The 25853-nt window shown below is 56.3% G+C and carries 29 protein-coding genes; 17 read left to right on the top strand and 12 right to left on the bottom strand.

The features are described 5' to 3' along the window. The first annotated feature begins 8 nt into the window (after positions 1–8). Positions 9–1238, top strand: a complete 1230-nt coding sequence (locus ACR0A1_RS03025; RefSeq protein ID WP_480866185.1) for a cytochrome b/b6 domain-containing protein — start codon at positions 9–11, stop codon at positions 1236–1238. A 54-nt stretch (positions 1239–1292) separates the two neighbouring features. Here ACR0A1_RS03025 and ACR0A1_RS03020 read toward each other — a convergent pair whose 3' ends face one another. Both ACR0A1_RS03020 and ACR0A1_RS03015 read right to left on the bottom strand, forming a co-directional pair. Beyond that, positions 1293–1865, bottom strand: coding sequence for a YceI family protein (locus ACR0A1_RS03020; protein ID WP_170422240.1), 573 nt, complete (start codon positions 1863–1865; stop codon positions 1293–1295). 126 nt (positions 1866–1991) lie between these two features. Continuing rightward, the gene (locus ACR0A1_RS03015) at positions 1992–2501 is read right to left on the bottom strand and encodes a hypothetical protein (RefSeq protein ID WP_480459283.1); all 510 of its coding nucleotides are present in this window, start codon (positions 2499–2501) and stop codon (positions 1992–1994) included. Between the two features lie 278 nt (positions 2502–2779). Here ACR0A1_RS03015 and rpsF point away from each other — a divergent pair, with 278 nt between their 5' ends. The 6 genes from rpsF to ACR0A1_RS02985 all read left to right on the top strand — a co-directional run bounded on the left by rpsF (position 2780) and on the right by ACR0A1_RS02985 (position 6614). Continuing rightward, positions 2780–3133: a 30S ribosomal protein S6 gene (rpsF, locus tag ACR0A1_RS03010; protein ID WP_068332653.1), complete on the top strand. Its 354-nt coding sequence runs from the start codon at positions 2780–2782 to the stop codon at positions 3131–3133. 27 nt (positions 3134–3160) lie between these two features. Next, entirely contained in the window at positions 3161–3388 is a 228-nt protein-coding gene (gene rpsR, locus ACR0A1_RS03005) for a 30S ribosomal protein S18 (protein WP_005608650.1), read from the top strand. Positions 3389–3400: 12 nt separating this feature from the next. Next, positions 3401–4021, top strand: coding sequence for a 50S ribosomal protein L9 (gene rplI, locus ACR0A1_RS03000; RefSeq protein WP_170396450.1), 621 nt, complete (start codon positions 3401–3403; stop codon positions 4019–4021). A 153-nt stretch (positions 4022–4174) separates the two neighbouring features. Beyond that, positions 4175–4660 carry a lytic transglycosylase domain-containing protein gene (locus ACR0A1_RS02995; protein WP_170396448.1) on the top strand — a complete coding sequence of 162 codons (486 nt, stop codon included), beginning with the start codon at positions 4175–4177 and terminating at the stop codon, positions 4658–4660. A gap of 278 nt (positions 4661–4938) precedes the next feature. Continuing rightward, entirely contained in the window at positions 4939–5640 is a 702-nt protein-coding gene (locus tag ACR0A1_RS02990; RefSeq protein WP_170396446.1) for an autoinducer binding domain-containing protein, read from the top strand. A 119-nt stretch (positions 5641–5759) separates the two neighbouring features. Next, positions 5760–6614: an acyl-homoserine-lactone synthase gene (locus tag ACR0A1_RS02985; protein ID WP_170396444.1), complete on the top strand. Its 855-nt coding sequence runs from the start codon at positions 5760–5762 to the stop codon at positions 6612–6614. A gap of 95 nt (positions 6615–6709) precedes the next feature. Here ACR0A1_RS02985 and tig read toward each other — a convergent pair whose 3' ends face one another. The 3 genes from tig to ACR0A1_RS02970 form a co-directional block, all read right to left on the bottom strand. Then, on the bottom strand, positions 6710–8041 hold the full coding sequence (tig, locus tag ACR0A1_RS02980; RefSeq protein WP_170396960.1) for a trigger factor: 1332 nt from the start codon (positions 8039–8041) through the stop codon (positions 6710–6712). 184 nt (positions 8042–8225) lie between these two features. Further along, entirely contained in the window at positions 8226–9350 is a 1125-nt protein-coding gene (locus tag ACR0A1_RS02975) for a porin (protein ID WP_480866181.1), read from the bottom strand. A gap of 299 nt (positions 9351–9649) precedes the next feature. Beyond that, positions 9650–11233, bottom strand: coding sequence for an NAD(P)H-hydrate dehydratase (locus ACR0A1_RS02970; protein ID WP_480866179.1), 1584 nt, complete (start codon positions 11231–11233; stop codon positions 9650–9652). Between the two features lie 169 nt (positions 11234–11402). Between ACR0A1_RS02970 and ACR0A1_RS02965 the strand changes: the two genes are divergently transcribed. The 5 genes from ACR0A1_RS02965 (at position 11403) to ACR0A1_RS02945 (ending at position 15923) form a co-directional block, all read left to right on the top strand. Beyond that, entirely contained in the window at positions 11403–11741 is a 339-nt protein-coding gene (locus ACR0A1_RS02965; RefSeq protein WP_170396438.1) for a P-II family nitrogen regulator, read from the top strand. 33 nt (positions 11742–11774) lie between these two features. Further along, positions 11775–13181: a type I glutamate--ammonia ligase gene (gene glnA, locus ACR0A1_RS02960; protein WP_170396436.1), complete on the top strand. Its 1407-nt coding sequence runs from the start codon at positions 11775–11777 to the stop codon at positions 13179–13181. 128 nt (positions 13182–13309) lie between these two features. Continuing rightward, positions 13310–13957: an MSMEG_1061 family FMN-dependent PPOX-type flavoprotein gene (locus ACR0A1_RS02955; protein ID WP_480866177.1), complete on the top strand. Its 648-nt coding sequence runs from the start codon at positions 13310–13312 to the stop codon at positions 13955–13957. Positions 13958–14022: 65 nt separating this feature from the next. Next, positions 14023–14817 (top strand): lytic murein transglycosylase, encoded by a 795-nt coding sequence (locus tag ACR0A1_RS02950; RefSeq protein ID WP_170396432.1) that lies wholly within the window; start codon positions 14023–14025, stop codon positions 14815–14817. A 197-nt stretch (positions 14818–15014) separates the two neighbouring features. After that, positions 15015–15923: a hypothetical protein gene (locus tag ACR0A1_RS02945; protein ID WP_480771535.1), complete on the top strand. Its 909-nt coding sequence runs from the start codon at positions 15015–15017 to the stop codon at positions 15921–15923. Positions 15924–15959: 36 nt separating this feature from the next. On the opposite strand, the gene ACR0A1_RS02940 is transcribed toward ACR0A1_RS02945, so the two are convergent. Further along, the gene (locus ACR0A1_RS02940) at positions 15960–16703 is read right to left on the bottom strand and encodes a heme-dependent oxidative N-demethylase family protein (RefSeq protein ID WP_480705165.1); all 744 of its coding nucleotides are present in this window, start codon (positions 16701–16703) and stop codon (positions 15960–15962) included. Between the two features lie 124 nt (positions 16704–16827). On the opposite strand from ACR0A1_RS02940, the gene dddP reads away from it, so the two are divergent. Beyond that, on the top strand, positions 16828–18171 hold the full coding sequence (dddP, locus tag ACR0A1_RS02935) for a dimethylsulfonioproprionate lyase DddP (protein ID WP_480866174.1): 1344 nt from the start codon (positions 16828–16830) through the stop codon (positions 18169–18171). Positions 18172–18181: 10 nt separating this feature from the next. Here dddP and ACR0A1_RS02930 read toward each other — a convergent pair whose 3' ends face one another. Further along, entirely contained in the window at positions 18182–18376 is a 195-nt protein-coding gene (locus ACR0A1_RS02930) for a hypothetical protein (protein WP_480866172.1), read from the bottom strand. A gap of 255 nt (positions 18377–18631) precedes the next feature. On the opposite strand from ACR0A1_RS02930, the gene ACR0A1_RS02925 reads away from it, so the two are divergent. Further along, positions 18632–19846 (top strand): bifunctional alpha/beta hydrolase/OsmC family protein, encoded by a 1215-nt coding sequence (locus ACR0A1_RS02925; protein WP_170422256.1) that lies wholly within the window; start codon positions 18632–18634, stop codon positions 19844–19846. 55 nt (positions 19847–19901) lie between these two features. On the opposite strand, the gene ACR0A1_RS02920 is transcribed toward ACR0A1_RS02925, so the two are convergent. From ACR0A1_RS02920 to ACR0A1_RS02900, 5 genes are all read right to left on the bottom strand, one after another. Beyond that, the gene (locus tag ACR0A1_RS02920; RefSeq protein WP_170403183.1) at positions 19902–20252 is read right to left on the bottom strand and encodes a hypothetical protein; all 351 of its coding nucleotides are present in this window, start codon (positions 20250–20252) and stop codon (positions 19902–19904) included. 10 nt (positions 20253–20262) lie between these two features. After that, complete coding sequence (locus tag ACR0A1_RS02915; RefSeq protein WP_170512898.1) at positions 20263–20820, bottom strand: hypothetical protein; 558 nt, start codon at positions 20818–20820, stop codon at positions 20263–20265. 139 nt (positions 20821–20959) lie between these two features. After that, the gene (locus tag ACR0A1_RS02910) at positions 20960–21547 is read right to left on the bottom strand and encodes a biotin transporter BioY (RefSeq protein ID WP_170396416.1); all 588 of its coding nucleotides are present in this window, start codon (positions 21545–21547) and stop codon (positions 20960–20962) included. Positions 21548–21622: 75 nt separating this feature from the next. After that, a complete protein-coding gene (locus tag ACR0A1_RS02905) occupies positions 21623–22045 on the bottom strand; it encodes a DUF6314 family protein (RefSeq protein WP_170646391.1) in 423 nt (140 codons plus the stop codon). Next, positions 22042–22374 (bottom strand): hypothetical protein, encoded by a 333-nt coding sequence (locus ACR0A1_RS02900; RefSeq protein ID WP_480866170.1) that lies wholly within the window; start codon positions 22372–22374, stop codon positions 22042–22044. Before ACR0A1_RS02900 ends, ACR0A1_RS02905 begins: the two co-directional genes overlap by 4 nt. Positions 22375–22462: 88 nt before the next feature. On the opposite strand from ACR0A1_RS02900, the gene purB reads away from it, so the two are divergent. The 3 genes from purB to ACR0A1_RS02885 all read left to right on the top strand — a co-directional run bounded on the left by purB (position 22463) and on the right by ACR0A1_RS02885 (position 25851). Next, positions 22463–23767, top strand: coding sequence for an adenylosuccinate lyase (gene purB / locus ACR0A1_RS02895; protein WP_170646395.1), 1305 nt, complete (start codon positions 22463–22465; stop codon positions 23765–23767). 380 nt (positions 23768–24147) lie between these two features. Then, positions 24148–24690, top strand: a complete 543-nt coding sequence (locus ACR0A1_RS02890; RefSeq protein ID WP_170403198.1) for a hypothetical protein — start codon at positions 24148–24150, stop codon at positions 24688–24690. Positions 24691–24774: 84 nt separating this feature from the next. Further along, positions 24775–25851, top strand: coding sequence for a flagellar motor switch protein FliG (locus tag ACR0A1_RS02885; RefSeq protein ID WP_480866854.1), 1077 nt, complete (start codon positions 24775–24777; stop codon positions 25849–25851). Positions 25852–25853: the final 2 nt, after the last annotated feature.

Genomic DNA, 25853 nt, shown 5'->3' with positions numbered 1-25853 from the left:
GCCAATCGATGCCCCTTACCAACACCCGGTCCAGCTATGGTGGTGTAACCAAAGCATTTCACTGGCTGACCGCGCTATTGATCCTGACGGCTCTGCCGCTGGGCTGGTTCGCGAACCAATTGGCCCATGCGATTTACGATCCGAGCATTCCCACGACCGAGGATGACATCGCTCGCGCCGCCCAGCTGTTTTCACTGCACAAAACCATTGGTGTTACCGTGTTCTTCGTCGCACTGGCCCGAATCCTTTGGGCTGTTACCCAGACGAAGCCGGGCTTGCTGAACGCTGAAAACAAACCCGAGGCCTTCGCCGCCGAAACTGTGCACTGGCTGCTGTACGGCTCGCTTGTACTGGCTCCGCTCAGCGGCTGGATCCACCACGCCGCCACCGACGGCTTCGCGCCGATCCTATGGCCCCTTGGTCAGAACCTACCGCTTGTTCCGAAGTCAGCTTTCCTTGCAGACATCAGCGCCAGCCTGCATTGGCTTTTCGTCTGGGCCCTGGGTGTGGCGCTCGTGCTGCACATAGCGGGCGCGCTGAAACACCATGTCGTGGACAAAGACAGTACCCTGCGCCGTATGCTGCCCGGCCAATCGGACGCGCCGGAACCCCCGGCACAGCACCATTCCATTGTTCCCGCCTTCGCCGCCTTGGCAATCTGGGGCGCGGTGCTGGTCGGAGGTTGGTCCACCGGTGTCTTTGACGACCAGTCCAAAGCAACCGAAGACACGGCCGAACTTGCGCAAGTTCAATCGGAATGGGAGGTCGAAGACGGATCCCTGTCGATTACTATCTCGCAATTGGGCAGTCCCGTAAGCGGCGAGTTTGCTGACTGGACTGCAGCGATAGCGTTTGAGGAGCCCGCCGAGCCGGGATTGGCCGGTTCCGTCGATGTAACGATTGCCATTGGCTCACTCAGCCTCGGCACAGTCACCGACCAAGCGATGGGTGCGGATTTCTTTGACAGTGCGCAGTTTCCTACGGCTCAATTTAAGGCCGACCTGTTCAAAACGGATGCGGGTTATGAGGCGCGAGGGCCTCTGACAATCCGGGACAAATCTATCGATGTCGTCCTGCCATTTACGCTGGAACTGGCCGACGATGCAGCGACGATGTCGGGGAATCTGGAACTCAACCGAATGGATTTCGACGTTGGAAAATCGCAACCCACCGAAGATTCGTTGGGGTTCACGGTTATCGTCGCAGTTGAATTGACGGCAGAACGCGACGACAAATGAAAAACCGCCGGGGCGCATAACCCCGGCGGTTCCTTTTTTGGGATCATGAAGGGATTAGTCGGCCTTCTGCGCCTCGATCGAAATCTTGACCTCGACCTCGTCACCCACGAACGGAGCGAATTGGCCCAGATCAAAATCGCTGCGCACCAGCGTTGTGGTGGCGTCAAATCCGGCCCATGGCTTGCCCGCCATCGGGTGCTCACCCACTTGGTTCAGCTTGGCATCCAGAACCACGGATTTGGTGACACCATTCATGGTCAGATCACCGGTGATGTTGGCTGTGTTCTCGCCAGTGACCTCAATACCAGTTGAAGTGAAGGTCACCAGATCACCTTCGGCTGCGCCAAAGAAATCTTCGGTCATGAAGTGGTCTTCGCGCGGCTTCCAACCGGTGATCATCTCAACGACCGGCATCGAAACAGTCACGCTTGATGCTGCCGGGTCTTCCTGATCAAACATGATTTCGCCCTCAAAGCCCGAAAACATGCCCGTGGTGGTCGAAAAGCCAAGGTGGTTCCAACTGAAGATGACCTGGCTATGGCTGGAGTCCAAAACGTATTTTTCAGCACTGGCGAATGCTGTGGTCGCCGATACGGCCAAAGCAGCAGCAATAAGGGTGGATTTCATAACAATCTCCGCAATGGTGTTGTTGCAAACCGGGTGGGTTGCTCACCTACGAAAATGTGCCGCCCAAGGGCGGCACACAAGTTTTTTTGATTCACAACTTCTGTTCCTTTTTGAACAGAATAAAAATCAGGCGAAAATTGTTACGTTTTGGCTGAGTTGACCTTTGAGCGCTGAGCCAACATCCGCCGATTCCAGTGGCAGCTTCATCAGCAGGCTTCCGTCTACATCGTACAGTTCGACCTGGTCGTCAGCGAAACGCGCGCCACCCAGCGAGTCGTAGCTGCGGCGCAATACCGTTTGCGGCCGACCGTTTTCGTTTTTCTGAAGAATGCGAACCTCGCGGCGGATTGGGTCAAAATAGGCGTCTGGGCGCGCATCCATCACCTCGATGGTCAGCAGGCTGACGCCAACAATCAGGAACATCAGCGAAGCGACCAACTTGATAGGCCAAACCTCGGCCCCCATAACCGAACCCGGCATCAACCACATCGAAAAGGCCGACACGATCAGAAAGACACCAACGGCACGCAGAAGAAACATCCGAGCCCGCCAATTCGGCGCAAACGTAATCAGAACGGGTACGGATTTATCAAATACCGCAGCAGGCGTCGATTGTTCAAAAGTGTTTGTGTTCATGACGGCCATTGTCTTGCCCTGTCTATGTTTTCCAATCTACCGGGTTCTCCCGGCTTCATGAACAACCTCGGGGCGAAAAGCGTCAGGAATTGGGCGCACCAGTGGAAATAGGGCGACTTCACAAAGGCATATGTGGCAGGGCTTGCCCCGCCCGCTCAAACGTGTATACGGGGCCATCCTTCGCAGGAGTTATGAATCGCGCAGCCTCTCGTGGCAGGGTCGCGAAGGACCATATGGCCCCGCCTTTGAAATGCGCCTTGATATAAACAGGAGTGCACATGCCACTGTATGAGCATGTAATGATCGCGCGTCAGGATTTGTCCAACGCGCAGGCAGAAAGCCTTGTCGAACATTTCGGCACCGTTCTGGCTGACAACGGCGGCAACGTCGTCGAAAGCGAGTACTGGGGCGTCAAGACGATGGCTTACAAGATCAACAAGAACCGCAAAGGCCACTATGCCTTCCTGAAAACCGATGCCCCTTCGGGTGCGGTTCAGGAAATGGAACGCCTGATGCGCCTGCATGATGACGTGATGCGCGTTCTGACCATCAAGGTCGACGAGCATGCCGAGGGCCCTTCGGTCCAGATGCAGAAGCGCGATGAGCGCGAAGGCCGCCGCGAGCGCCGCTGATCAACGCCTGACGAAAGGACATAAACCATGGCCGCAAAACCATTTTTCCGCCGCCGCAAGGTCTGCCCGTTCTCGGGTGAGAACGCGCCGAAAATCGACTATAAAGACACCCGTCTGCTGCAGCGCTACATCTCTGAGCGTGGCAAGATCGTACCTTCGCGCATCACCGCCGTTTCGGCGAAAAAGCAGCGTGAACTGGCCCGTGCTATCAAGCGCGCCCGCTTCCTCGCCCTGCTGCCCTACGCCGTGAAGTAAGGAGAGACTGACATGCAAGTTATCCTTCTGGAACGCGTTGCGAAACTGGGTCAGATGGGCGACGTCGTTGACGTCAAGCCCGGCTACGCCCGCAACTTCCTGCTGCCCCAAGGCAAAGCGCTGAGCGCATCGAACGCCAACATCGCGTCGTTCGAAGCCCAGAAAGCCCAGCTTGAGGCACGCAACCTGGAAACCAAGAAAGAAGCTGAAGCGCTGGCTGAAAAGCTGGACGGTCAGCAGTTCATCGTGATTCGTTCGGCATCGGATGCCGGTGCTCTGTACGGTTCGGTCACCCCGCGTGATGCCGCAGACGCCGCAACCGAAGCTGGTTTCACCGTCGACAAGAAACAGATTGCCCTGATCGCTCCGATCAAGGAACTGGGTCTGCACTCGGTCGCAGTCAACCTGCACCCCGAGGTAGAAGTCGAGATCAAGATGAACGTCGCACGTTCGGAAGAAGAAGCCGAACTGCAGGCATCGGGCAAATCGATCCAGGAACTGGCTGCTGAAGAAGAAGCCGCTGCCGAATTCGAGATCGCCGAGCTGTTCGACGACATAGGCTCTGCCGCTTCGGAAGACGAAGATCTGGTTGCCGAAGAAGCTCCGGTCGAAGAAGACGAAGCAAAAGCCTGATCTGACTGCATATCCAATATCAAAGGGCCGCGCTTTTACGCGGCCCTTTTTCTTTTTGTTACATCGCAAGCAAAATTCGGCCCGATTGTTCGCCTGGCCTTGCAGACCGGCGAGGGTTTCATATCATCGCCATTCGCAATCAGGAGTATTTTGATGACCCCCCTCCTTCGTCGCCGCGTCTTAACCTTGTTGCTTATGGCACCGCTTGCAGCTTGTGGCAGTCCTGGCAGCTCGGGTTCCGGCGATACGTTCGATCCCCCCCTCTACCCCAATGAAACACCCGAGCTTCGCGCCTCGATCAATAAATGGGCTGACCACTACGAGCTCCCGCGGGAGTTGGTGCACAAGCTGGCGATCCGTGAAAGCACACATCGGCCGTGGGCGGTGAACCGCCCCTATTATGGGCTTCTGCAAATCCTCCCGGCCACTGCGCGATCAATGGGTTATACTGGAAATGCCAAAGGCCTGCTGGACGCCGATACCAATCTGGAGTTTGCCGGAAAATACCTGCGAGGCGCCTGGCTTTTGTCTGATGGAGATCAACAACGTGCCATCTTTCTTTATGCCAAAGGATATTGGCCCGAAGCAAAGGCCAGGGGCATGCTCGTCGAGACGGGTCTGGTTTCTGCCACAGAATAGGCATGTTTAATTCGCATTTCGATTGTAATGCACATACATAACCTTCGAAATGCCACGGCGAATCCCATGACCTACTGCACAACTCTGACGTTAAATCTTTTAAAGGTGCGTAATTGTGTGCCCGAAAGGCACATTTACCTATAAAAGGCAGACATTTCCCACATCTTCTTGTCTTGACAAGCGAAATGTGGTGTCCTGCTTGACGTCAGGGAAGACAGTATCATTTTCCTGGCCAAGGGGATCCGCCCGCTCACTCGGGTCTAACTGGTCGTTACCGTATGGATATTGTTGATCTCAGCACTCTTCCCGAACAGGATACTCGGTATGACGAGTTCCTGCGTCAGGTCTGTGACAAATATGAAATGGACCACGCAGCCTATGCGGGTATGAATCCTGCTGCAGGTACAATTCACGGCCATGTGACTTATGGGGACGACTGGAAAACCCACTATCAAGAGCAAGGCCTGCACCTGATCGATCCGACGCTGCACATGAGCCAGCGCAGTATCGCTCCGGTCGACTGGAGCCGTCTGGAACGCGGTAAAGATTTCCAGCGCGTTTTTCGCGATGCACATGATTTTGGCATTCCAGATCAAGGCATTACGATTCCGGTTCGCGGGCCGTACGGAGATATCGGCTTGCTTAGCGCAGTGCGCGAGTGCAGCCGGGATGAGTGGAAGAAACTGGTGCCCAACGTGATAAGTGACCTGCAATCATTGGCCGTACACATCCATGACAATGTCATGACATCGGATACGATCAGCCGGATGCTGTACCACCCGACCCTCTCCAGCCGAGAATTGGAGATTTTGCAATGGGCCGCAGCGGGTAAATCGCAACAAGATATCGGCGATATCCTGTCGATTTCGCACCGCACGGTTGAGGTGCACTTGCGCTCTTCTCGCGAAAAGCTTAATGCACTGACGACTCCGCAGGCTGTCGGTCGGGCCATCGGAATCGGCTTAATCTACCCAGGATAAAGCCAAATTTTGCCGAAATTGGGCTAAAAAAAGCCAATATTACGGGAAACCCCCAATAGATTCGCTGTGGAAACCGGGTAACGTCTTATCCACAGACAGATCACTCGAAGGGGGTTAACATGATTTTGGTAGTTGATGGGCTGAACAGACATCTGTTCACCGAAGTTCTTGACGATATGTTCGAACTGCGCGCTCGGGTTTTTGGTGGACGACTTGGATGGGATGTCCACATCGAAGACGGCAAAGAAATCGATCAGTTCGATCACCTGGATCCTGCATACGTAATTGGTCTCGACGATGAGGGGAACGTCGTAGCCGCAGTACGTGCACTCCAGACAACCGGCCCGCACATGCTTTCAGATGTGTTCTCGGATATCTTATGCGGCGAAGCGCCAATGCGCAGCGCGACCATGTGGGAATCCACCCGCTTCTGCGTCGACACGCAGCGACTGACCCGAGGAAAAGAGAAGAACTCGGTTTCTTACGCGACCTGTGAGCTGATGATCGGATCTCTGGAATACTGCCGTAGTGCGGGTATCCAGGACATCATCACCGTGATTGACCCGGTTATGAACCGCGTTCTCAAACGCTCGAACTGTGCGCCTTACGACTATGTGGGCGAAACCGTTCCGATGGGCAAGGTACCGGCCATGGCGGCGTTGCTGGATTGCACAGAAGAGAGGATTTCGGGTCTTCGCGAATTCGCAGACATTCACCACGATGTCTTTATCGAAGAAGAAAAGGCGTTGGAGTTCTTCGAGGCCAAAAAGGCCGCCAAACTCAGCCCGGCAAATCGCGACCACAAGCCGCTCACCGATCTTGAGAAGTACTTTGTCGAACAGATGAGTGCGGCCAAGACGGAAGAAGAAAGGCAGGCAGTGCTGAAACTGATCGAAGCGCTGTCCGACACATTCACCCCAGAGCAGAAGACCGCTCTGTTACAGACCCCCCGTGCTTTTGCTCATGAGGCCTGACCCCCTCACCTCATAGTACAAAGCCACCCATGCGGAGCCGTCTAATTCGAGACGGCTCCGCTTTTTTTTGACCCCTAAAGGGGGAAGGAAGAGGATTATTCCTCTTCCAGTGCCTCAACGGCTTTTTGCAGATCGTCCTTGCTGACTTCTTTGTCCGCAACCTGAGCCAGTTCGAAGACGTAGTCGACAACCTTGTCTTCAAAAATAGGCGCACGCAGCTGCTGCTGCATTTGGGCGTTCTGCTGCACAAATTCAAAGAACTGGCGCTCCTGGCCCGGGTACTGACGCGCCTGGTTCATGATCGCCTGTGTCATTTCCGAGTCGGTCACTTCAACCTCGGCCTTCTGGCCCAGTTCGGCAAGCAGCAGGCCCAGACGCACGCGGCGTTCGGCAAGCTTGTTATGCTCGTCGGTTGGTTCGATCGGATCGTGATCGTGACCTTCAACGTCAGGATTTTCCTCGTGCCACAGCTGATGCGCGATCTGCTTGGCTTCTGCTTCTACCAGTGACGGCGGCAGGTCGAACGAGACTTTCTCGTCCAGCACGTCCAACAAAGCGCGCTTCATAACTGCACGGGACGCTCCAGCATATTCGGCTTCCAGACGCTCGGCGATCTGTGCCTTCAACCCAGCCAGATCCTCAGCACCAAACTTCTTGGCCAACTCGTCGTCGACCTCAGCTGCGACCGGCTCTTTCACCTCTTTGATGGTGCAGGTGAAAACGGCGTCTTTGCCGGCCAGATGCTCAGCACCGTATTCTTCGGGGAAGGTGACGTTGACGTCTTTTTCTTCCTCGGCCTTCACACCGACCAACTGCTCTTCAAAGCCGGGGATGAAGCTGTTCGAGCCCAGAACCAGCGGGTAATCTTCAGCCGAACCGCCTTCGAACTCTTCGCCGTCAACCTTACCAACAAAGTCGAACACGATCTGGTCACCGTCTTTGGCTTTCGAACCTTTGCGACGCGCTTTGAAGTTCTGCGCGGTCTCAGCCAGGTTGTTCAGCGCTTCTTCCACGGCTGCGTCGTCCGCTTTGACAACCAGCTTCTCCAGTTCGACCGATTTCAGGTCAACTTCCGGAATCTCGGGCAGCGCTTCGTAGGACATCGCAACTTCTACGTCGTCGCCTTCTTTCCAGTCCTCGTTGGTCATCTTGACCTCGGGCTGCAATGCAGGACGTTCGCCGCTGTCCTCAAAGTGCTTGTTCATCGCACCGTCGATGGTTTCTTGCATCGCTTCGCCAAGCAGGCGTTGGCCGAACTGCTTTTTCAGCAGAGCCATCGGCACCTTGCCTTTGCGGAAACCCTTCATTTCAACCTCGGGCTGCGCTTCGGTCAGTTTCTCGTTGACCTTGTCGTCCAGCTCGGCTGCGGTCACAACGATGTTGTAGCCGCGCTTCAGACCTTCGTTCAGCGTCTCGGTAACCTGCATTTTGGTAGTCCCCATAGGATTCGGGGCGCGCAAAACGGGCGCGCCGGGCAAATTTGACGCCTTCTATTTGCACAGCCGCCTGCGTGCAAGAGGCAAAGGCCCTTTCAGGCCGGTTTTACCCCTATTACAGACGAAAAAACGCCCCGGCACAGGCCGGAGCGTTCGATCATCGAAAGCTGAGAAATCAGAACCTCCAGCGGGCCCCCAGCACCCACGCCTCGTTGTTGTCGAACGATGCACCATCTTCGAAATCGTGATTGCGGTATTTCAGATATGCATCTGTATTGATGCTGTCGATACGCTGAACAACAGCGATGCCCCAAGCATCGGTGCTGGAACCGTCATTTACGAAGTCCGAGCCCGAGTAATAGTCGATCCCGATACCGGTTTTACCCCAGGATACCCACTGATCCTCATAGGCAATCTTGCCGTAGAAGTAGTTCGGGTCAGACGCACCATCCGCGTCATTGTCCCGCGTACCGGCGGCTACGGTGAAGCTCAGGCCGTTTTGCAGCATAACCGAGGCCGACCCGATCGTATCCTTGCGGTCCCCCGATCCATCGTCAGCCGAACGCACCGAGTATGCAACCGCCGCTGCAAATTCAACCCCGCCGCCGAAGGTGTTGTTATAGCGAATGCCGATATCGTAATAGTCATCGTCATCGCTGCTGGACAGAATGTTCTGACCATAGGCGATGCCGGCCTTAAAACCGCTGAACTCCGGCGTGTCATACCGAACGCGGCCACGGCGCGCACCGTCAAAGTTGCTGCTGGAATCGCCAACGGTGATGTCGCTCAGCAAACCGTCAGTGCCGCGATAGAAGAACCCGCCATTTTCATCGTTGGTAAAGGAATACAGCGCAGTTCCAACGTAAGACAGATCCACTTCGGCAGCGCCATCGGCCACCATGCTGCCCTGACCGGCCGAGAATTTACCCCAGTCACCGGCAAGTGCGAAATCCACGTGACGGATATCTTCACGCGTCCAGCCGCTGAAATCTGTGCCCAGCTGGTTCCACTCGCTCGAGCTCGGCAGACCAAGCCCGGTTTCAAAACGGAAGGTGAAATCGTTGTTGCCGAAGGGCTGCAACAGTTCCAAACCGACGCGGCTGTTTGACAGGTCATTGTCCAGAACGCGCGTTTCGGTCTCTTCACCGTCGTCAACCGAGATTAAGGCCGGGTGCAACTGACCATAAAGCAGGACATAACCGCCCGTGTTGTTTTCGTATTTCAGTTCGGCGGCGGCGGGGATTGCCGTTGTTGCGACAAGCGCCGCTGCTATCGAAGTCAGCTTAAAATTCACTGTCATGTCATTCACCATAGATGGGTCAGTTTTTTGATATTGCCGATATGCGCACCTGGATTAACGGTTCCAATGATTGCTAAAGCTTATTAGCCCGGCATTGCATTTCTGCCACAGGCGGAGGCGGGGACCTTCAGGGAAAGCGTTTTATAATCAATATTTTGACCTAGTTCGAAAGCAGCACCCAGCTAACCTGCAAGACAATTCTTGCGCTGCGTGTTGCAGCTTGCAAACACCCGATATGCGCACAGGTAAATCATAAGGCGAAACATTGCCGCTTTGACCCGCGATCGGCCAATATTTGCCTATGACCCATTGATTTCAAGCCGTGCGAATACCGCTGGCACTTGTTCCGGCAGATCTTCAGCAATCAACCCCGGCCCAAAATGCCTGGCGCATTCCACATGTAACCAAGCTGCGGCCTTGGCTGCAGCCATCGGGTTGAAGCTCCGCGCCAATAGCCCCGTTATGAACCCGGCAAGCACATCGCCCGACCCTGCTGTCGCCAGCCAGGGCGCCGCCCGGTCAAACAGCGCCGCATTGATCGCACATTGCCCATCCGGTGCAGCAATCACCGTGTCAGGGCCCTTGTATAGTACCACACAGCCAGCCTGCTTGGCCGCCTCACGCACGGCATCCACTTTGGAATAAGCCGGCCCTTTGCCCGGCTTGATCGAGAGCTTTTCGGAGATCTCCGGGAACAATCGCGCAAACTCGCCCCCGTGCGGTGTCAGAACACATCTGTCATGGAGCATGTCCAACAGCACCTCTGGCGCATCAGCAAACGCCGTCAAAGCATCCGCGTCCAGCACTGCGGGACGCCCCGAGGCCAGCGCGACAGGAACCAGCTCCTGCGCACGCGCCAGCCCCAAACCAGGACCGAGGCATAGTGCATTCAACCGCGCATCCATCAGGACTTCCATCAGATCATCGCCGCTCTGGACCCGCTGCAGCATCAGCGCAGTGATGTGACTGGCAACCTCCATCTGAGCCGAGGGTGGAACACCCAGCGTCACCAATCCGGCCCCGATGCGTAATGCACCACGTGCCGCCAGCCTTGCTGCGCCGGTTGCCCCCGCACCTCCGCTAATAATCAAGGCATGCCCATGCGCATATTTGTGTAAGGCAGTTGCCTTCGAAAAATCAGCATCCGGGGTGGTCACCAGTTTGACCGCGCCCTGAACTCCCTCCTCCAAACCAATGTCCTTGACGACCAATCGGCCACTTCTGACCGGCCCCAGCCCCAGATAATGCCCCAGCTTTGCAGTATGAAACGATACCGTGAGCCTGGCCTGAACCGTCGCGGTCCCCGGGGCCAGCTCACGCCCACTATCGGAACACAGGCCAGACGGCATATCAACGGATACTGTCTTTTCGGCGATGGCTGGATCCGAGGCAGTCATTTCTGCCCATTTTAGAACATCACCCTCAAGCGGTCGCTGTAAGCCCGTCCCGAATAACGCATCGACATAAAGGTCAGCCCCTTGATGCGCGGCAAACACTTCGGAAAATGGGTGAACCTCCCCCAATTCGCCCCACCTGTCATGATTCACACGCGCATCTGGTGGCAGCTTCGCCGGATCACCAAGAAGAAATGCCGCCACCTCCCAGCCGCGCTCCCGCAGCAAGCGTGCAACAACAAATCCATCCCCCCCGTTATTTCCTGGCCCGCAAAGAACTACCGCACGCAGCGGATCCTCTTCATCTGGCCCCAAATACCTCGGGGGTGCGGGGGCTGGCCCCCGCTGCAGCTCTGGCCATTCTTCAAATACGGCTTGAAGAACACCGCGCCCCGCCCGCTCCATCAGCTCCAGTCCGCTCACGTCACCGGACTCAATCGCGGACTTTTCGATCGTCCGCATCTGTGCCGCTGTCAGCAACTCTGCCATATTGCGCCCTCACGCGATTCAATTCTGATTACATTTTGTGCACATCGATCAAAATTTAACCCGTTGCACGATTTTGCAGCACCACAAGGCGACCAAATTCGCAGTTCCATTGCCGCCCGATCTTAGACGTGATCATTGCCATCGAGACAACCATACAAGGTGAGCCGGAATGAAAAAGATCGAAGCGATCATCAAGCCGTTCAAACTGGACGAAGTGAAAGAGGCGCTGCAAGACGTGGGAGTCCAGGGCCTCAGCGTGGTCGAGGTGAAAGGCTTTGGTCGCCAGAAAGGTCACACCGAACTTTATCGCGGCGCAGAATATGTTGTCGACTTTCTACCCAAGGTAAAGGTCGAGGTCGTCCTGGATGATGATCAGGTTGACGCAGCGATCGAAGCCATCGTTAGCGCCGCAAAGACCGACAAGATCGGGGACGGAAAAATCTTTGTCTCACCTATCGAACAAGCCATTCGTATCCGCACCGGCGAAACCGGTTCGGAAGCCCTGTAACACAGCAATCTTCAAATCAGAGGAACAAATAGTATGAGCAAGGACGCAGTTCTTCAGCTGATCCGTGATGAAGACGCCGAATACGTCGACATCCGCTTTACCGACCCGCGCGGCAAACTTCAGCACGTCACCATCATGTCCGACCAGGTCGATGAGGACTTCTTGGAAGAGGGCTTTATGTTCGACGGTTCGTCCATCGCGGGCTGGAAGTCGATTGAAGCTTCCGACATGAAATTGATGCCCGACACCGACAGCGCCTATGTCGATCCGTTCTATGCGGAAAAGACCATCTGCCTGCACTGCTCGGTTGTGGAGCCTGACACTGGTGAAGCCTATGAACGTGACCCGCGAGGCACCGCTCAGAAAGCTGAAGCGTACCTGAAGGCTTCCGGTATTGGTGATGTGGCCTACATGGGTCCTGAGGCCGAATTTTTCCTATTTGATGACGTTCGTTTCTCGAACAGTATCAACAAGGTATCCTACGAAGTTGATGCGACTGATGCATCGTGGAACACCGACACCGAATACGAGATGGGCAACATGGGCCATCGTCCGGGCGTCAAAGGTGGTTACTTCCCCGTAAACCCCGTTGACGAAGCGCAGGACCTGCGCTCGGAAATGCTGTCGACCATGAAGCGTCTGGGCATGAAGGTCGACAAGCACCACCATGAGGTTGCATCGTGTCAGCACGAACTGGGCCTGATCTTCGACAGCCTGACCAAGCAGGCCGACGAGCTTCAGAAATACAAGTACGTGATCCACAACGTTGCACATGCCTATGGCAAATCGGCGACCTTTATGCCGAAGCCAATCGCAGGTGACAACGGCACCGGCATGCACGTGAACATGTCGATCTGGAAAGACGGCAAGCCGCTGTTCGCGGGCGACAAATACGCCGACCTGTCTGATGAGGCGCTGTACTTCATCGGCGGCATCCTGAAGCACGCCAAAACGCTGAACGCCTTCACCAACCCGGCGACCAACAGCTACAAGCGTCTGATCCCAGGTTTCGAAGCCCCCGTCTTGCGCGCCTATTCGGCCCGCAACCGTTCAGGCTGCGTGCGTATTCCGTGGACCGAAAGCCCGAAAGCCAAGCGCGTCGAGGCCCGCTTCCCCGATCCGGCCGCAAACCCCTATCTGGCGTTCGCCGCGCTGCTGATGGCCGGTCTGGACGGCATCAAGAACAAGATCGATCCGGGCGAAGCCATGGACAAGAACCTGTACGATCTTCCTGCCGAAGAACTGGCCGACATCCCGACCGTCTGCGGCAGCCTGCGCGAAGCTCTGGAAGCACTGGCATCTGATCACGACTTCCTGCTGCAAGGCGACGTGTTCACCAAAGACCAGATCGACGGCTACATCGCGCTGAAGATGGAAGAGGTAGAAACCTACGAGCACACACCTCACCCGGTTGAGTACGGCATGTACTACAGCTGCTGATTAAGAATTTTCGACGAAAATTCTCAGGGGGCGCCCATCGGGCGCCCCTTTTTCTGTATCTCCGCGAGATTTGACGGATCGATGATGATCTTTCAAAATTTGAGCTCAACATCAGGCGGAGAGAGCACATGCCCGCAAGCGACAATCCCTTTTCTGAGTATTCAGGACTTGTAACCTCGGAAAAAGATCTGGAACGCATTTGCGGGCAACCCTTGCCGCAGATCATTGCAAAGGAATTGCCTGCACTTGATGAGATGTGTCGAGACTTCATCGGCATGTCCTCGTTCTGCCTGATCGCTTCGGCCAATCCCGATGGGCATCTCGATATTTCGCCTCGTGGCGATCCTGCGGGGTTTGTGCAGGTGCTCTCGAACTCGATGATTGCGATCCCGGACCGGCCCGGGAACAAGCGCGTGGATACGTTTCATAATTTGCTGAAAGATCAGCGCGTCAGCGTGATATTCTTTGTCCCCGGAAAATTGGAAACTCTGCGCCTGCGGGGATCCGCGAGAATTAGCGCAGATCCCGAACTTCTTTCAAACATGGCCGTTGGCGGACGCGTGCCCAAGCTGGCCCTGTTGATCCATGTCGAAACCGTCTTTGCGCACTGTCCCAAATGCATCATTCGATCAAACCTGTGGCAACCCGATGAATGGCCGGACTCATCCAGTCTGCCAAATATGAACGCGATGATGGTCAAACATGCCAAGATCGACAAAACCCCGGATGAATGGTTCGAATCTCTGAAAGGCACAGACGAGCTTGATCTCTATTAAACCACTTTGCGGTAGGTCGAACTCGGCTTAGGCTGAGCGTAGTTTTTTGCACTCGGATTTCCTCTATGCCTCGTCTTCGCCTTTACGCTGCACTCGCGTTCCTTCTGCCCTCGGTGGCACTGTCCGCCCCTTGTGGGAATACCAGCAGCGGGTTTGAGGCCTGGAAAGCCGACTTTGCCAAAACCGCCAAACGAGCGGGTGTGAAAAAGAAGGGTCTGCAGGCGCTCGCACAAACGCAATATGCAACACGTACGATTGCCGCGGATCGCAATCAGAAGAGCTTTAAATACTCATTGGACAAATTCATGCAGGTGCGCGGGGCAAACACCATCGTTGCGCAAGGGCGCAAGCGCAAAGCTCGCAATCCGCAGTTTTACGCCGCGCTCGAGCGTCAATATGGCGTACCGGCGGGTGTGCTAATTGCCATTCACGGCATGGAAACCGGCTTTGGAGGTTTCATGGGCGATAGTCAGGTTGTTTCCGCAATCACGACATTAGCCTATGATTGTCGCCGGTCCGAATTCTTCATCCCGCACGCTATCGGCGCCTTAAAACTGGTTGACCAAGGTACCCTTACGATGGCGACAAAAGGGGCAAAACATGGCGAGCTGGGGCATACACAGTTCCTGCCCGGCAACGCCCTGACCTATGGTGTGGACGCCACCGGTGACGGTCGGGTCGATTTTTATAACATGACCGACGCGCTCGCCTCGACCGCGAATTTTCTGCGTAAGAAAGGGTGGAAGCCCGGTCGCGGCTATCAACCCGGAGAGCCGAATTTTGCGGTCATACAGCAATGGAATGCGGCCTCGGTCTACCAGCAATCCATTGCAATCATGGCGGCGCGAATCGACAACTAGGGCAGTCATAGGCTTGACGTCAGAGCACCTGAATTCGGCCACATTGTTGCCACATAGATTTAAGGAAACCCCGATTTTCTTGGTTTCCAAAGCGTAATCAATCTTGGAATATTTCGACTTTTTTCCATTTTGGTCAAAATTTGCGCCATTTCGCCTGTTAATTTGTTGTGAAGATTATGACAGCAAAGGAACATGCTGTGACTGCAAAGCATAGTTACCACGGTGGCCTCCAGTTTGACGGGTCGGCAGATGGCGCGCTTGAGCGTCTGTGCGAGGTCGTCTCGACGACGCTGGGTGACTATGGCCATCTGGTCGAGCGCAAGACGCTTCTTAGCGCATCGGAGGCCAGTATTGTCAGCAGCCAATATCTCGTGCGTCTGACATTGGACTCGGAACCAACCCAAGTAGATCACAACCACCATGAGCGGATGGATCGAACCGCTGGTCTCAAAACTATGCCGCGTGCTGCGGTTACGCTGCCGGGAAACCGGCTGACGATCTCGATTTGTCCGGTGTCAAAACTGCTCGATGACAGTGAAATATCCGAGTTGATGCTTGTGGTGATCCTGTACCGAATGGTCGACATCTGCACGACCCGTCGTGTCGAATGGTTGTCGCCCAAAACGGTTCTCACCATCGAACAATTCATGAGTGCCTTTGATTCAATTGCGCCGCGCAACGCCCGGAACCGAAAGCAGATATTCGAAGCAGTCAGCGGCCCATTTGCGGGGCTCGATCTGCCTGATCCTGATGCGGAAGATGCACAGACCAAACACGCCAAGCCGCGTCCGATCAAGCTAAGTGACGACCAACTGCTCAGTATCGCCTTCCGGACCGAGGCTGATGCTCCCCTGCCCGCCGGCAACATTCACCAGTCCGAGGACGAAACGGAACGCCCAAGCGATATTCTGCGACTGACCAGCTGGGGCATGACTGGTGCTGTGGCAAGCATATCGACACCGATTGCCATATCCCTGGCAGCAGTCAATCTGATCCGGGGTGAGGATTTCCGCCTCAACACTCAGGTTCTGGCTTTTACCACAGCGATTTTTGGCCTGAACGCTACGAATGCTTTTGCCGAGGTCGCCAGCGCGATTGGCATGTAATCAAATTACCCAAGACCCTCCTTGGAGGCCCCGCCGTCAGGCGGGGTTTTCCATTTTAAGGACCTGATCAGCGGCCATTACATAAGTGTGGATCGCGAACACCACTGCGTTTGTCTCAGGTAAACGCAAGAGAGTCTGACGTTCACTACGCAGATATCGGGCCGAATTTTCGTCCTGCGGCGTGCGTCGCTGCATGAGACTACGCGGTTGGAACAATTCGGCATCATTGTACCAAAGCGCATTGAACCGCCAAAGTGGCCGGTTGGGCTGAATGCCGTCAAACAAACGTTGAACTCTGCGGGCAATATTGGCGTCGTAGGCATCAACCGGTTCATGGATCCCAATCAAAGGGCGCATGAACTTTTCTGACAGCATCCAGCTTGCGGGAAAGCACAGGATCGCGCCAGTCAAAACATGCTCGTCATCGTGTTTCTGCAGAATGCAGAAATCCTCTTGCACCAAATGGCATAGCGTTTCCAACGGGCGTTCCCGGTCAACCTCAACCCGTACACCGTCGGGCCGCACAACGTTATCGGAGACATTCGGATAAACTTGCTGAATGACCAGTTCCAGCAACTCCTGCGCGGGTGCCAACGCCTCGGGGCTTTGCGCCAAGACGTCCGGTTTTTGCTGCGCCAACAGCGCGGCGCGTCGTTGCATCTGGGCAGAAAACGCATCGTCGCGATGCAACCAGGCCCTGGGGTCCGCAGGCTTAATGCCAGGCAGCGGGTTTTGGGCGAGTGGATCATAGGGAATGGCTTGCTGTAATATCACGGTCATAGTCGAGGCATAGCACCCTGCTCTGGTGCTGTCGGTCAAAAAGCGACCAGAAGACGGTCGCAAACCTAGAAGACGCAGCGCATCTGGATTTGCAGGTTGGGCAGGCAAGCAGAAAGGTCCAACCGTGAACACACCATATCGTGACACCCGTAAGATTGACCCGACCCGGGGCGCCACCCTCGGGGACGGGACACCGAACGACAATGACAGGATCGAGATCGGACCGACACAGCTTGCCTTCGACGAATGGGCCGCTGCCGGGCTTAGCCTGCCCAATCTAGAACAGATGCGTAAATACCGCTGGAAACGCCTCACTCAGGCCATCGTGCAGCGCGATTGGGGCGGGATCCTGCTGTTTGACCCCCTGAATATCCGCTATGCGACTGACAGCACCAACATGCAGCTCTGGAATACCCATAACCCGTTCCGGGCCGTTCTAGTTTGCGCTGACGGATATATGGTGATCTGGGACTACAAGAACTCTCCGTTCTTGTCGAAATTCAACCCGCTGGTGCGCGAGCAGCGCTCGGGCGCCGATCTGTTCTATTTCGACCGGGGCGACAAGATTGACGTTGCCGCAGATGTGTTTTCAAACGAGGTGCGCGCCCTGATCGAAGAACACGGTGGCGGCAACATGCGGCTGGGTGTCGACAAGATCATGCTGCACGGCCTGCGCGCGCTTGAGGCTCAGGGGTTCGAGGTGATGGAGGGCGAAGAGCTTACCGAGAAAACCCGTGCTATCAAAGGCCCAGACGAAATCCTCGCCATGCGCTGCGCCAGCCACGCCTGCGAGACCGCTGTGGCCGAAATGGAGCGCTTCGCACGTGTCAATGTCGGAGACGGGAAGACATCCGAGGATGACATTTGGGCAGTGCTACATGCTGAAAACATCCGGCGCGGTGGTGAATGGATCGAGACCCGCTTGCTTGCCTCGGGCCAGCGCACCAATCCCTGGTTTCAGGAATGCGGCCCGCGCATCACGCGGCAAAATGAAATCATCGCGTTTGATACCGACCTGATTGGTTCTTACGGCATTTGCGTCGACATCTCACGAACCTGGTGGATCGGCGATCAAAAGCCACGTGCGGATATGATTTATGCCATGCAGCACGCGCATGAGCACATCATGACCAACATGGAAATGCTGAAACCAGGCGTCATGATCCCGGAACTAACCGCGAATGCCCATCGGCTGGATGACAAGTTTCAGGCACAGAAATACGGCTGCCTGATGCATGGAGTTGGATTGTGCGATGAATGGCCCTTGGTAGCCTATCCCGACAAGGCGGTCGAGGGATCGTATGATTATCCACTTGAACCCGGAATGGTGTTGTGCGTCGAAGCGGCAGTTGGCGAGGTAGGCGGCGATTTCTCGATCAAGCTGGAAGATCAGGTACTGATCACCGAAGACGGCTATGAAAACCTCACGAAGTATCCGTTCGACGCACAATTGATGGGGTCTAGCTAAGCGCTATGGCCTAGTTCGACCATTGGGACCGTCTGACATTGCCGTGCCAATCCTCAGGCGCGGTGAGAGTTGGCGTGTCCTCAGACGTATTGGTCAGCGGCCAGCTTTGTCCCAGTGCAAAACCAATTGCGCCAGTCACGAGAATTGCCAACAGAACTCCGGCGTGGAGTGTCGGGCTTAGCGGTGCAGATGTTGTATGTGCCATTTTGACCTCTGCTTTGGATAAGAAGGATGATTGCAAGTTGGGGTCCAAGAAGAAATAAGTAAAATGAATGTTTATACGACCCAACATCACATTTTTTGATTATTCAAAAACCAACCCCAACAAAGCATTGATGCGACGCGCCAAGGGCTACGTGGTCTCTCCCCCTCACCTTCCCGTTACGCCACTGACACAAGGGTTGAGAGAACCGCACACAGCACACAGTATTGTCGAAACCCGGACCACCAAGGATTCATCATGCCCACCGAACGCATTACTTTCGCCGGTCACGACGGCAGCCAATTGGCCGCGCGCCTTGATCTGCCGGACGGGCCGGTATTGGCAACGGCTTTGTTTGCGCATTGCTTTACCTGCTCTAAGGACATACCTGCCGCACGGCGCATTTCGGCGCGTTTGGCGGCGATGGGCATCGCCGTGCTCAGGTTTGATTTTACAGGCCTTGGCCACTCGGATGGAGAGTTTGCGAATACGACATTCACCTCAAATGTCGAAGATCTGATCGCTGCAGCGCACTACCTGTCCGGCCGCAACATGGCCCCCGCCCTGCTTATTGGCCATTCACTTGGCGGCGCTGCGGTATTGCGCGCACGCGCTGGCATACCGTCGGTCAAGGCGGTCGTCACATTGGGTGCGCCTGCTGACCCGGGCCACGTATCACACCATTTCGAGGCCGCCCTGCCCGAGATTCAGGCGCAAGGCAGCGCAGAGGTTTCGCTTGGCGGTCGCCCGTTCCGCATTGGCAAAGCTTTTGTCGATGACATTTCAGAGGCCGCGCTTAGCCCTGCCGTTTCAGATTTGAAAGCAGCGCTTCTGATCCTGCACGCACCGCGCGATGACACGGTCAGCATTGACAACGCCAGCACCATCTTTCTGGCTGCGAAGCATCCAAAAAGTTTTGTCACGCTGGACGATGCCGACCATCTGATCACACGCGCCGCTGATGCGGATTACGCGGCGGATGTCATTGCGGCTTGGGTGTCGCGATACGTCAAACTGTGCCCGCCCGCCCCACCACCCGGCGCCCCGGAAGGTGTTGTTCGCGTAACCGAGGCAGACCCGGCAGGGTTCCTGCAAGACATCCAGTCCGGCCCGCGCCACCATGCGGTCGCTGACGAGCCCGCCTCGTACGGAGGAACGGACCGAGGCATGTCCCCTTATGGATTTGTGTCCTCGGGATTGGGCGCCTGTACCTCGATGACCATTCGCATGTATGCGCGGCGCAAGAAATGGCCGCTGACAGGTATCACCGTCGATGTCTGCCACGACAAGGTACACGCCCAGGACGCTGGACTGGCCAGCGATGGTAAGGTCGATCAGTTCCGCCGCAAGATACGGCTACAAGGGCCGCTGGATGCCGCGCAACGTGCTAAGCTATTGGAGATCGCAGATAAATGTCCCGTGCACCGAACCCTTGAAGGCTCGGCCCATATCACGACTGAGCTGCTGGACTGAAAACCACCTTTGTCAGCTTATGATAATGATTGAAGGGGGCTTTTGCCCCCTTTTTCTAACGGCGCCTCGGTGAGGGTCGGTGAATTGGTGGCCGTGCCGTCGGAGGACGCGCCACCGGGGGATGCGGGCGCGACGGCGGTTTGGCGATCGGTGGCTTTGGCCGCGGTGGAGGGTTCGGACGAACCGGTCGATCGGGGCGGTCGGGCCGGTCTGGGCGGTTTATGTCAACATCTACATTCACGTTACGGTCGTGGTAGTAATCATTCCACAGCATCGAGTCGTAGAACGGGTCATACCCAACGCCATACCCTACCCCGACGGACACGCCATCGCAGGCGGACAGTGTAAACGTTGCAGTACCCAACCCCAGCGCCAGAACAGACCGTTTTAACAGTTTGCGAGTCATCCGAGCCTCCTTACTGCAAAGACCGGAACGACGCGAAAACGGCGTTCAAGGCATCAACATAAGACGGGTCGGCCCCGTCACGCAGGATCGCAACCCCTATCGCAACACGGTCACGCGGCAGGTCAATCACGGTGGCGGTAAAGTTTACGCCTCGCCCATCCCGATTGCCGGTGCCTCGAATAACGTGGGCTGGCCGCCCACCAATCCTTGTATTGCTGGTGCTGGTCACGGTCGGGTCTTTGACGAGGAATTTGTCGATATCCTCAAGATAGCTCAGCCCGCCCTGAATGCTGGAAACCCGTGATGGTGAGACGAAGCCCATCCAGACATTATCGTCGGTCACCGGTCTGATCCCCATGACGCGCGAAACCGCACGGGCATCGCCCAGATTGGTATCCTCGATTTCACGCGGGCCACCGGTACGCAATGCCCAAAAGTCGGGAACCTCAAAGCGGAACAGGGCGCGCCCTTCATCGGTGTAGGTCACCGGTGTGTCAGCTTGCACAGGCGTTACAGCCAACCAAGTCACGGCACTTGCAGCAAGCGCCAAGCTTAACAAAATACGCATATCTCAATAACCTGATCAGTTTTCTGATGTCAGGTTGCCCATGCAGTTTGACTTTGTCCAGTATCCTGTTCTGCAGACAATAAAAAACCCGCGTCCGGAAAGCTCCGAACGCGGGTGTGTCTTGCGCAAGAGCGCGCTATCAGGTGCGTGCGTCGCCCAGCAGCTTCCACAGGCCAGGGATCAGCAGAGCGGCCAGCGCCAGCTTGATTGCGTCACCCAGCAGGAACGGTGTCAGACCCCATTCCAGGATCGGCTTGTCCCAGCCATACAGCTGACCCAGCCACAGCAGGCCCGGCACATAGATCAGGACATTGGCCAGCACCAGCGCCAGCGCCAGCTTGCCGACCGAACGATCCCAGCCGCGCGCGGCCAGTGCGCCCAGCAGAATGGTCGCCATCAGGTAACCGACCAGATAGCCGCCGGTGCCACCCATCATGTAGGTCAGGCCGTATTTTTCGGCCGAGGAACCTGCAAACACGTCAAAGCCCAGAGCACCAACCAGCAGGTAACCCAGCATCGTGATCAGGCCAAGGCGCGCGCCATAAGCGGTGCCGATGGTCAGAACGGCGAATGTGCCCATGGTGATCGGAACCGGCCACATCGGCACTTTGATTTTGGCTGCAACAGCCAGAGCAACGATACCCAGGGCAACCAGAGCCACCTGCTTGACGCGCAGCGCCGTCCCCTCACGCGGGCCAAAAGCATTGGCCAGTACGTTTGCGTTCATCTCATTTCTCCACATTCGGACTTATTTGCACCTGCAGCAATGCCCGTTCCGGGCCGTTGCTGCAAGATGATTACGCTATCGCAGCGCGTATTTGGTCTCCATTTCATAGGATTTTCGCGGTCCGGACACTTTCCAACGGACAGTCCAGCGCGGCCATCCCGAGAAATCATATAATGCATCATAGCTGTCTGGCGGGCAATCGTGGTGGTCCTCGGCGCGTGTCTGGCCCAGCTTGAGCGCGTGAAAAAACCGGTCGTCGTCGAAGTGAATGGCGATCTGATCCCCAGCATCACGCCAAAGGTATCGACGCGTTCCCGTCATTGCAGGCTGCCCCGGAATGTGCAGCGTGACCGTCTCATCATAGATCAGCCCGTCCCCATCGTGTTGCAGCTCTGCCAGACCATCCGCATGAATGATCTGGCCCGCGCGCTCATCCCGGATGAGGCGCGTCAGGCTCCAAACCCCTTGGAAATCCTCGATATTCCTGGGTAGGTTCACTTCACAAAGGTTCCGTCAGTCGCATTGCCTGAAACATCTACAAACCGGATCGTATCTCCGCTTTGCTCGACATCGTAGCAAGCCCAGATATCCGATGGCGGCCAGACCGAACAATACCGATCCTCACGCACAGCCCAGCGCCCCGCGCTTGGGCGACCTGAAAAGTACTGCGTGTGCATGCTGTCATCGAAGGTCTGGCTGATACCCTCGCCGTAGTCGAGTTTCTTGCCCATAAGCGCCATCAGGATTTCATCCCCTGTCAGCCGCCGAAACTCCTCGGCGGATAAAATTCCCGGCCAAAGCAATAAAATCAGGGCAAACCGTCCCATCCCAGCACTCGCGCCTTGTTCCTTGGTGAATGCGCGGCTAAACCCCGCGCCAACGCCTCATCCCAATCACAAAAAGGTGCTGCCGCCAATGATTCCCCGCTATTCCCGCCCCGAGATGGTCGCCATCTGGTCGCCCGAGAGCAAGTTCCGCATCTGGTACGAGATCGAGGCCCATGCCTGCGACGCCATGGCCGATCTGGGCGTGATCCCGCGTGAAAACGCCGACGCGGTGTGGAAAGCCAAGGACGTCGAATTCGACGTCGCCCGCATCGACGAGATCGAGGCCGTTACCAAACACGACGTCATCGCCTTCCTGACCCATCTGGCCGAACATGTGGGCAGCGAAGAAGCCCGTTTCGTGCATCAGGGCATGACCTCTTCGGATGTGCTGGACACCTGCCTTAACGTGCAACTGACCCGTGCCGCCGACATTCTGATCGCTGACCTCGAAGGCCTGCTGGCCGCCCTCAAGCGCCGTGCTATCGAGCACAAGAACACCATCCGCATCGGCCGCAGCCACGGCATCCACGCCGAGCCCACCACCATGGGCCTGACCTTCGCGCGTTTCTATGCCGAGATGGACCGCAACCTGTCCCGCATGCGCGACGCCCGAGCGGAAATCGCCACCGGCGCGATCAGCGGCGCGGTTGGGACCTTCGCCAACATTGACCCGCAGGTCGAAGAGCATGTCTGCGACAAACTGGGTCTGGTGCCCGAGCCGATCAGCACGCAGGTCATCCCACGCGACCGTCACGCGGCCTTCTTTGCCACTCTGGGCGTCATCGCCAGTAGCATCGAAAACATCGCCATCGAAATCCGCCACATGCAGCGTACCGAAGTGCTGGAGGGGGCCGAGTTCTTCTCGATGGGTCAGAAAGGCTCATCCGCGATGCCGCACAAGAAGAACCCGGTGCTGACCGAGAACCTGACCGGTCTTGCGCGCATGGTGCGTGCGGCCGTGATCCCGGCGATGGAGAACGTGGCGCTGTGGCACGAGCGCGATATCTCGCATTCCTCGGTCGAACGCATGATCGGGCCGGATGCCACTATCACGCTGGACTTTGCACTCGCGCGATTGACCGGTGTAATCGACAAGATGCTGATCTTCCCCGAGAACATGATCGAGAACATGAACAAGTTCCCCGGTCTTGTCATGAGCCAACGAGTGCTGTTGGCGTTGACCCAAGCCGGTGTAAGCCGCGAGGATGCCTATGCCATGGTTCAGCGCAACGCGCTGAAAGTTTGGGAGCATCGCACCGACTTCAAAGAGGAACTGTTGGCCGACGCCGATGTCACCGCCGCGCTGAGCCCGAAAGAAATCGAAGAGAAATTCGATCTCGGCTACCATACCAAACATGTAGATACGATTTTCGCCCGCGTATTCGGCGAATAATTCAAACTCAAACAGTGCTAAAAACTTGGCCCGGCTTGCTCAATGCAGCCGGGCCTTGTGTCTTTGCCAGATTGGCAAAAATCGGATAATCTGTTGGCACAGTTTCCGCGAAAGGAAAACTCGATGCTACGAACTGCTCTATGCGCAATTGCTCTTATCTGTGCGGGCACCGCCGGATTTGCCTGTAACGGTAACACCAAGCAAACCCAGTCCTGTGCTGAAGGCACAATTTGGGACAGCGAAAGCCAAAGCTGCATGAAAATCGTCAATAGCTGACATTTTTATTTCCTGCTTGTGAATAAAAGCGATCAGTCAATCGTTAGCTTTTTTGAAGATCAAGCTATGATTGTAACAAGTCTCTTTGACAACGGAGTAGGAAAATGCGTCTTGTACTAGCCTCGGCCATCGCTCTTCAGGCCTTTACCTTCGCGCCCATGGCCATTGCTGCGGGTGGTGGGGACAGCAGCCCGCCCAAGCCCACCAACACCACCAAGAAATGCCTGTTTGGCCGCGTCTATGACGAGGCAGCCGGGCGCTGCGTCAAACCCAACAAGACGAATTTCACCGAAGACCAACTGTATGATGCCGTGCGCGAGTTGGCTTACGACGGGCAGTACGAAAATGCTCAGGGCATTCTGCGTATTATGGATCAAGATGATGATCGGGTGCAGACCTATTGGGGGTTCACCTATCGCAAGATGGGTGAGCTGAAACTGGCTGACGCATTTTACCAGAAAGCAATTGAATCCAACCCCGACAACATCCTCGCCCGCAGCTACATGGGTCAGGGATTTGTTACCCAGGGCAAGACCGAGTTGGCCATCGCACAATGGCGCGAGATCAAGGCGCGTGGTGGCGAAGGCACATGGGCTGAGACATCGCTGCGCGAAGCGATCAGAACAGGGCTGACATATAGCTACTGAGTTTCAGGGTTTCTTTACCCGACTCTCTATATTCTGCCTGCAACGCGAATGAGGCATTGCAGGCAGATGCAGGACACGAACCTAATGGTGCAGATGACGCCGGGCACGAAACCTCCGGTCGTTGAACAAGACGATGATGCGCCACGTGTTGTGCCGCGCGCCCTCAGCAACCGAGAGAAAGCCGCAATTGTGGTTCGGCTGCTGCTGAACGAGGGGGCGGATATCCCGCTGGAAGAGCTTCCTGATTCACTGCAGGAACAACTTACCCACCAACTTGGACAGATGGGGTTGGTTGACCGGATAACGCTAGCCGCCGTCGCGCAGGAATTTGCCGATGCGCTGGATGGCGTAGGGCTTGCATTTCCCCATGGGCTTGCCAGTGCTCTGGACGCGGTGAACGGCAAGATCGCCCCAGCCACCGCCGCCCGGCTGCGCAAGGTAGCTGGCGTGAGGCAGATCGGTGACCCATGGCAGCGTTTGCGCGAAGTACCCTCAGAAGATCTGGCCGAGATGGCCAGAGCTGAAAGCACCGAAGTCGCCGCCGTTATGCTGTCGAAACTCGAAACCGCCAAGGCTGCCCAGTTGTTGGGCCACCTGCCCGGCCCCACAGCGCGACGGATAACCTATGCTGTATCGAAAACGGCCAACGTGACGCCCGAGGCGGTTGAGCGGATCGGATGGTCCTTGGCCGCTCAGCTGGATCAACGCCCCGAGCCCGCCTTTCGGGATGGGCCGGGTGAGCGTGTGGGCGCGATCCTCAACCAGTCGGCCGCGGCGACGCGTGATGGTTTGCTGACCGCGCTGGACGAAGAAGACTCCGATTTTGCCGATACCGTCCGGCAATCGATATTCATCTTTTCGCATGTGCCCTCGCGCATCCAACCCCGCGATGTTCCAGCGATTCTGCGCGGTGTGGATCAACCCGTTCTCATCACGGCGTTGGCCGGAGCCAACAGCGACGAAGACCTCGCCACGGTCGAGTTCTTCCTAGCCAACATGTCCTCTCGCATGGCGGAAAACTTACGGGAAGAAATGGCCGAACGTGGCAAGGTCAAACAATCCGACAGTGAAGAAGCGATGTCGCAGATCGTTGCAGCCATCCGCGCGCTTTTGGACGAGGGCGCGATCGCACTGGTCGAGGCGGAGGAGACTGCAGAATAGTC

It is taken from the genome of Ruegeria sp. D6, from assembly GCF_056534365.1.
Note: the sequence above shows the minus strand (reverse complement) of the source record. Positions and strands in the feature narration are given on the sequence as shown.